Here is a 1,129-nt window from a genome sequence, read left to right on the forward strand (position 1 = left end):
CTGGTCGCCTGTTTGCGCGCGACGGGACGCCCAGTGTTCGCGATCAATCCGCTGGCTGTGGCCCGCTATCGAGACCGGCACTCAGTCGCGAGGAAGAAGTCGGACGCCATCGACGCTGCTGCCCTGGCGAACATCCTGCGCACTGACATGGCCGCCCACCGGCCTCTGCCGAAGGATTCCGAGCTGGCCCAGGCGATTGCGGTGCTTGCACGAGCTCAGCAGGACGCTGTCTGGGACCGTGTCCAGGCCCACAACAAACTCCGCTCTCAGCTGCGTGAGTTCTACCCTGCAATCCTTGCCGCCTTCGCCGAGAAACGAGAGGGCATCTGCTCGCCCGAAGGCCGGACCATCCTGGCCGCGGCGCCGACGCCCACAGCGGCATCCCGCCTCACACGCCGACGTCTGCAGTCACTGCTCAAACAGGCTGGACGCCTGCGCGGCATCGAAGCCGAGGCCGATCGGCTCCATGAGGTCCTCCACCGCGAGTACCTCCACCAACCACCTCAGGTCGAGGATGCCTTCGGCCGCCAGACCACCGCCTTGCTGCGTCAGCTGGAAGCAGCCTGCACCAATGCCGACCAACTCGAAGCCGCCACAAGGGAGACTTTCGAGCAGCATCCGGACGCCCCGATCGTCTCCAGCTTTCCCGGCTTGGGGTCCCTCGCCGGGGCCCGGGTCCTGGCCGAGATCGGCGATGACCGGGCTCGTTTCACGACCGCCGGAGCGATGAAGGCATACGCCGGCAGTGCACCGGTCACCCGGGCGAGCGGCAAAAGCTGCACGGTGATGGCCCGCAGGGTCAAGAACCAGCGGCTGGCCGCCGTCGGCTATGTCTGGGCCTTCGCCTCCCTGACCGCCTCCCCGGGCGCCAGAGCCCACTACGACCGTCGCAAAGAAGCAGGTGACCGCCACATCGCCGCCCAGCGCAACCTCTTCAACCGCTTCATGGGGATGCTCTTCCACTGCCTCCAACACGGCGAGCACTACGACGAGGAGAAGGCCTTTCCCAACCAACCTGCAGGAGACCTTCCGGCACAAGCCGCTTGACGCGCTACCTGCGTGGGATGTCTGTCGACCGGGGCAAGTACGGCTCGAAGATCCATCTGATCACTGAGCGGACCGGTCTGCC

1 protein-coding gene is annotated in these 1,129 nt (G+C 66.3%); it reads left to right on the forward strand.

From position 1 onward, the window contains the following. The coding region (locus AC07CM_RS51045; protein ID WP_478883382.1) for an IS110 family RNA-guided transposase at positions 1 to 1,047 on the forward strand (1,047 nt) is incomplete at its 5' end. Between the last annotated feature and the right edge of the window lie 82 nt (positions 1,048 to 1,129).

It is taken from the genome of Streptomyces sp. NPDC044061, assembly GCF_056434305.1.